The following is a 284-nucleotide window of genomic DNA, read 5'->3' as shown; positions in this document are numbered from 1 at the left end:
GATCTGTCTCTGTGGAAAGCCTCCGGTCACTGGGACAAATTCGGGGAGAACATGTTCACCACCGAGACTGAGGGACGTACCTACGCTCTCAAGCCCATGAACTGCCCTGGGGGTGTGCAGGTTTTCCGGCAGGGACTGAAAAGTTATCGTGATCTGCCACTCCGCATGGCAGAATTCGGTAAGGTTCATCGTTTTGAACCTTCGGGAGCACTTCACGGTCTCATGCGTGTGCGTGCCTTTACGCAGGATGACGCCCATATTTTCTGCACGCCCGAACAGATGGA

Annotated in this window: 1 protein-coding gene; it reads left to right on the top strand. The window is 54.6% G+C overall.

From position 1 onward, the window contains the following. Positions 1–284: aminoacyl--tRNA ligase-related protein (locus HK23_RS13995; protein WP_306300694.1), on the top strand; the 284-nt coding region annotated here is incomplete at both ends.

The sequence above is a fragment of the Acetobacter malorum genome (genome assembly GCF_002153605.1).
Lineage (GTDB): Bacteria > Pseudomonadota > Alphaproteobacteria > Acetobacterales > Acetobacteraceae > Acetobacter > Acetobacter malorum_A.
Note: the sequence above shows the minus strand (reverse complement) of the source record. Positions and strands in the feature narration are given on the sequence as shown.